Annotated in this window: 7 protein-coding genes; 2 read left to right on the forward strand and 5 right to left on the reverse strand. The window is 45.9% G+C overall.

Annotated features, from left to right (window positions below; translation table 11 throughout):
* From hisH to ABDZ72_RS02435, 5 genes are all read right to left on the reverse strand, one after another.
* Window positions 1-473, reverse strand: a 473-nt coding sequence (gene hisH / locus ABDZ72_RS02415) for an imidazole glycerol phosphate synthase subunit HisH (RefSeq protein WP_343750940.1), incomplete at its 3' end; no start/stop codon positions are given.
* Between the two features lie 39 nt (window positions 474-512).
* Window positions 513-1097 carry an imidazoleglycerol-phosphate dehydratase HisB gene (gene hisB, locus ABDZ72_RS02420; protein ID WP_343750942.1) on the reverse strand — a complete coding sequence of 195 codons (585 nt, stop codon included), beginning with the start codon at window positions 1095-1097 and terminating at the stop codon, window positions 513-515.
* The gene (gene hisD, locus ABDZ72_RS02425; RefSeq protein ID WP_425542334.1) at window positions 1078-2373 is read right to left on the reverse strand and encodes a histidinol dehydrogenase; all 1296 of its coding nucleotides are present in this window, start codon (window positions 2371-2373) and stop codon (window positions 1078-1080) included. The genes hisB and hisD overlap by 20 nt, the downstream gene beginning before the upstream one ends.
* Entirely contained in the window at window positions 2370-3005 is a 636-nt protein-coding gene (gene hisG / locus ABDZ72_RS02430; RefSeq protein ID WP_343750944.1) for an ATP phosphoribosyltransferase, read from the reverse strand. The genes hisD and hisG overlap by 4 nt, the downstream gene beginning before the upstream one ends.
* Entirely contained in the window at window positions 3006-4247 is a 1242-nt protein-coding gene (locus ABDZ72_RS02435) for an ATP phosphoribosyltransferase regulatory subunit (protein WP_343750945.1), read from the reverse strand.
* A 413-nt stretch (window positions 4248-4660) separates the two neighbouring features.
* On the opposite strand from ABDZ72_RS02435, the gene ABDZ72_RS02440 reads away from it, so the two are divergent.
* Window positions 4661-5068: a YbaN family protein gene (locus ABDZ72_RS02440; RefSeq protein WP_343750946.1), complete on the forward strand. Its 408-nt coding sequence runs from the start codon at window positions 4661-4663 to the stop codon at window positions 5066-5068.
* A gap of 163 nt (window positions 5069-5231) precedes the next feature.
* Window positions 5232-6161, forward strand: a complete 930-nt coding sequence (murB, locus tag ABDZ72_RS02445; RefSeq protein ID WP_343750947.1) for a UDP-N-acetylmuramate dehydrogenase — start codon at window positions 5232-5234, stop codon at window positions 6159-6161.
* Window positions 6162-6176: the final 15 nt, after the last annotated feature.

Raw genomic sequence — 6176 nt, forward strand, 5'->3', positions numbered from 1 at the left:
CTGATCAGTTGATTCTGCTGCCACGAGCTGACAGCATACGAATGGACAAAATAGACATAAGCGTCTTCCGGAACGTCCTTTAGCAGCGGCTCTTCTTTATGGTGTGTCAGCGTGTTCCAACCCATATGCGGTACTTTGACGGATTCACGGATGCGTCCGACTTTGCCATCAAGCAGGCCAAGCCCGTCCCAATCGCCATCCTCATAACTTTTTTCATACAACAGCTGCATCCCTAGGCAGATGCCCAGCAGTGGTTTGCCTTGTGCTGCTTCCTGCTGCAGCGACTCGGCCAACCCTAGGTCTATTAAGGCCTCCATGGCATCCCGAAAGGCTCCAACTCCGGGAAGAATTACCCCGTCACTGTTCTGGATGACAACCGGGTCAGAAGTCAGCTGCGACTCCAGACCAATGTTTGTTAGGGCAAACTGTAAGCTTTTGATGTTTCCTGCACCGTAATCAATAATAGCAATCATGTTGTTTCCCCCGTATACGTTTGTATTGTACGTACGTTCTTATAACATTCCTTTGGTCGAAGGGATTCCATCGAATCGGTTCTTGATCAATGCAGACTGATCAAGCGCCCGGCCAAATCCTTTGAAAATAGCTTCAAGCATATGATGCGTGTTTGACCCGTACGCGAGATTAATGTGCAGCGTTACGCCGGCATGATTGATAAAACCCCGAAAGAATTCTTCCACAAGTTCTGTATCAAATGTACCGGCTTTGTCGTTTAATCCGTCAACATGATAGACGAGATACGGCCGTCCGCTGATATCCACGGAAATGGTTGATAGCGCTTCGTCCATCGGTGTTGTCACAGTTGCATAACGTGTGATTCCCGCTTTGTCGCCAAGTGCTTCTTTAAAGGCTTGACCGAGTACGATGCCTGTATCTTCTACGGTATGATGCTGATCGACCTCCAGATCGCCATCACATGTCAGAGTCAAATCGAAAAGCCCATGTTTCGCCATAAGAGTCAGCATATGGTCAAAAAAGCCAATGCCGGTAGCAATGGATGACTTACCTGAACCATCGAGATTGAAGTCAGCCGTAATATTGGTTTCCGCGGTTGAACGGTTAATCGTTTGTTGGCGCATTGCCTTCATCCTTTCTGATTTGAATCGCTCTGGCATGAGCCGTCAGTCCTTCTGCTTCTGCTAAAGACATCGTTGCTTGTGAAGCTTGGCTCAGAGCATTTTTGTCATAATGGATAATACTGGACTTCTTAACAAAATCATATACCCCAAGTGGTGACGAAAACATGGCTGTTCCGCTTGTCGGCAATGTATGATTCGGTCCGGCCGTATAATCGCCGAGCGCCTCAGGGGAATAGTTGCCAAGGAAAATGGCTCCCGCATTGACGATGCTTGCCATATTTGCAAATGGATCCCGGATCATAAGCTGCAGATGCTCGGGGGCGATTCTGTTAGCCGTATCCAATGCTTCGGCAAGGGTTTCGGTTACAATGATGTGCCCGTTTTGATTCAGAGATTCACGAATGATGGCTTTTCGATCCAGTTTTTCCATTTGGTTTGAGATTTCTTTTTGTATTGCATCGGCTACATCCCAGTCTGGCGTAACCAGTAGCGGTTTGGCCTGCTCATCATGCTCGGCCTGGGATAAAAGATCGGCGGCGGCGAAAGCAGGATTGGCCGTTTCGTCCGCAACAATGCAAATTTCGCTTGGTCCGGCGATCATATCGATATCGACATCGCCATACACCCATTTTTTAGTACGTGCTACGTAGGCATTGCCAGGTCCCACAATTTTGGATACTGGCTCAATAGACTCGGTGCCATAAGCCAGTGCCGCAATAGCCTGTGCACCCCCAACTTTGCAGACAGTGTCCACACCGGCCTCTTTAGCAGCGGCAAGAACGTGCGGATTGATATTTCCCTGATCGTCCGGCGGGGTCGTTATGGTGATTTTCTCAACACCGGCCAGTTTCGCAGGGATGATATTCATCAGCACGGAAGACGGATAGGACGCTTTACCACCTGGTATATAAACGCCGACACGTTTGATAGGGGTTACTTTTTGCCCGAGTGTCATACCATTGTGCGGGTTCATGAACCAAGATTTTTCCAGTTGACCGGCATGGAACGTTTCCAAGTTTTGTCGTGCGGTCTTTAGCGCGGTCTGGAACGAATCACTCATGGACGATTCGGCTTGCTGAAATTCCTCCTCGGTAACGTACAAGGTGCTGAGGCTGACACCGTCCAGTTTTTCGGTGAGACGGAAGAGCGCATCATCGCCATTTTTTTGAACATCGGAAATGATGGGCAACACCGTTTCATCCACGTTTTGGTTATGGTTTTGTCCGGATGATATGGATGGCAACTGCCGGAATTCGCTGGCTGTCATTTTTTTCACGATACATCATTCCACCCTTTTTTCAACGTATTTATGAATGTGTGAACCCGTTCGGATTTGGTGGTGAAGCTGGCTTTGTTGACAATCAGGCGGGTGCTGATCGCTTCCATTTCTTCTAGAATGGTGAGGCCGTTTTCACGTAATGTCCCGCCGGTCTCAACGATGTCCACAATGACGTCAGCCAGTCCGATAACAGGAGCCAACTCAACCGACCCATTTAGTTTGATGGTTTCGATTGGAATGCCTTGTCTGTTGAAATGCTTTTCGGCAGCTGTCGGGTATTTGGAAGCAACGGTGAGTGTTCCGTCTTTATGCAAATTCGTTCCCGAAAAACCGGCAACTGCGAAATGGCATTGACCAAATTCAAGGTCGAGGAGTTCATAGATGTCCGGCTGTTCTTCAATAATATTGTCTTTGCCGACAATCCCGACATCTGCGGCACCATTCTCGACATAGGTAGGGACATCAACGGCTTTAACAAAGATCAGTCGGATCATGCTGTCGTCATCATAGAAAACGAGTTTCCGGGAATCCTCGTTTAAATGGCTGAAATGGATACCGGCATTGGCCAATAGATTGATAGAAGCTTCAGCCGTGCGCCCTTTGGCAAGTGCTAACGTAAGATAACTCATTTAATCCCCCCTCATTTCCAATTGAAGTAAGTTCGCCAGTTCATCCGCTGTCCGGAATTCGGAGTGTTTGTTACCGTGATTAAGCACATTATGGTCGGTCGTCATGGATACAGTACCCAAAGAGGGTGGTTCCATTTCCGAGGTATGAGCCACAGGTAAGGTGATCACCTTTAATCCGTCATCCCGAAGCTTACCGGCAGTGGCCAGCGCATGGGAGGTGCTGTGGTCATCATAATAAATGGCAACCTGAACCGGACGTTCCATTTTCGGCGGCTGACCATCCTTTTCCAGTGCCTCCAGCAAATAATCAGCGAAACAGCCAAAACCGATCGCGGCCATACGTTTTCCAAATTGCTCGGTTAAATGATTATACCGTCCGCCCATCAGGACCGGTTTGCTTGACCCTGCTACATACCCCTGGAAAATGACTCCTGAATAATAATCCATGTCGTTGATCAATCCAAGGTCAAATACAACAGTATCACGAACACCGTACGCCTTTAAGACGTCCAGGACCGTATTGAGGTTGCTAATCGTTTGCTGCATGGCGTCATTTAATGATATGTCCGATGCTTTGGTGATAACCTCTTCCGGACGTCCATACAGCATGGGAATAGTCTCGACGGCCTCCGCCAGTTCCCGGTTAATGGGCAGGTTGGACAGGAATGGTTTTATTTCGGCCATATTTTTGGATTGAATCATTGCCTGCAACTGCTCGGTTTGTTCCGGAGATAGCGGCAGCTGGTCTAGCAGTTCTTTGAAAAACCCAGCGTGACTGATAACAATTCTGTGTTGACTGAACTGAAGGTCATTCAGAAGATGAGCTGCCATGGCAATCAATTCGGCATCATTTTCATGTGTATTTTCACCGAAACATTCGACGCCTGCTTGTGTCAGCTCTTCATGACGGTTCTTTTCACTCGATAGCCTGTATACATCTTGGACATAGAATTGCCTGCGGTGGCTTTTGTCGCTGAATGCAGCCTGTTGTGCAATCGGTATAGTGACATCGGGCCGCAGAACAAGCACTTCTCCGGAGGGATCGATGGTTTTAATCATCTCATTTTTAGGGACTGTCCCAGTGACTGATGTATATAGATCATAATCCTGAAAGGCGCTTGTGCTTGTCTTAATATATCCATACGTCCGAAAGCGTTGTTCCAGCAAGGGAAGCAAGCTGTTTCTCAATAAAAGCTTAGCCGTATGCCCGTTGCTTTCGGTACCGTTTTGATAGAAAACCATGGTCAAAAACTCCATTCCATCCTATTCTTTATCACTTTATTACTTTACCTAAGTAAAGTTATTTTAATAAGAAATTAGGAAAAAGTCAACCGAAAATAAAAGACTTGTTAAAAGATTTTTCTGCCGTCGTATAAAATAAAGCGGTCATTGTTACAGCACCCGACCATTTACTGTTTTTGCACGGAATGCTCCTGTCCATGGAGGTACGCAATTCATCATGAATAATTCGGTTATATGAAAGAAACGTGCACAAAATATCAAACAAAATACATGTAAAAGAAGGCATAACAGAGTTGGAGATGATATAATGAAAGATAGAGCTTATCATCATCAAGTAAACGGCATTCTCCAAGGTGGTCGTGTTGATTCCTTGTGTTCCCTTCGTTCTGAGGTGCAGGTGTGATGGACCGTTTATGCGTGATAAAGTTGGTGATACGGTGAAACAGTTCAAAAAAATTGTTTTAATTATTGTTGGTTCACTCTCATTGGTATTGGGTGTGGTTGGTATTATTTTACCATTGGTGCCAACAACACCGCTGCTATTGCTTGCGGCTGCTTGTTATGTAAGAAGTTCGAATCGCCTTTATCACTGGTTGATATCAAATAAATATGCCGGTTCCTACATACAAAATTATCGTGACGGCAACGGCATTCCTTTGAAAGCAAAAATAATAGGGGTGACCGCCTTATGGTTAGCGATGTCATACAGCATATTATTCGTTGTTCCGCTTTTAGCGGTAAAAATTCTACTGTTTATTATTGGCGCTTACGTTACATGGTTTATTCTTAAACAGAAGACATTGCACAACAAAATGGAATAAATAAAATGGAAGTATGGCTTGTCGTTTATGCACCTGTGGCCGTCGCCTTGAATAGGAATGCTCCTAAGAGTGGATAAACAGGATAATGGCGGATAAAAGGTTTAGTTGTGAACGATCAAAAAATCAAATTATTTTGTGAATCAATGACGACAGCAAAGGATGGATGTTTGTGGTGAATGTTCGCGAGACGTATGAACAATTGACAGCCATTACATCAGCAGACAATGTCCAGGTTGATGAAGCATTAAAAGACCACACATATACACGTTTGGGTGGGAAGGCGGACTTTTATGTGACACCGGAAACGTATGAGGAAGTCCGGGATATCGTCAAACTTTCCAATCAAAAACAGATTCCTTTTACATTACTCGGCAATGGATCGAATTTGATTATTAAGGACGGAGGCATAAGGGGAATCGTGCTGAATCTGGGACGCCTTGCGGACATCAGAATCGACGGCACCCGAATGGTTGCACAAAGCGGCGCTCGTATTATTGAAGCATCCCGTGAAGCGTTATCCTGCTCACTTACAGGTCTTGAATTTGCGTGTGGAATTCCAGGAACGGTTGGCGGAGCGCTCTTTATGAATGCTGGAGCATATGGTGGGGAAATTAAAGATGTATTGGTAAACACCATTGTTATTGACCGGCATGGGGACTTGCTCACATTGTCCGCTGATGACCTCGATTTGGAATATCGATCAAGCAATATCCCGGAAAAGGGTTATATTGTTTTGGAAGCGACATTTGCATTGGGGGAAGGGGACTATGATGCCATTAAATCGGTTATGGATGATCTCACGTACAAGCGCGAATCAAAACAGCCGCTGGAGTATCCGTCATGCGGCAGTGTATTCAAGCGACCTCCAGGTTATTTTGCCGGTAAATTGATTCAGGACAGTGCATTACAGGGCCAGCAAATTGGCGGTGCTGCTGTATCATTGAAGCATGCCGGATTTATCATCAATAAAGATGGTGCTATGGCGACTGAATATATTCATTTGATTCGTCATGTCCAGAATACAGTTAAAAAAACGTTTGGTGTCACGCTCGAATGTGAAGTGAAGATTATCGGGGAAGACCCATCCGGATGATGGGCTTGGTTTGGT

Source organism: Lentibacillus halophilus (genome assembly GCF_039522485.1).
Classification (GTDB): domain Bacteria; phylum Bacillota; class Bacilli; order Bacillales; family Amphibacillaceae; genus Lentibacillus; species Lentibacillus halophilus.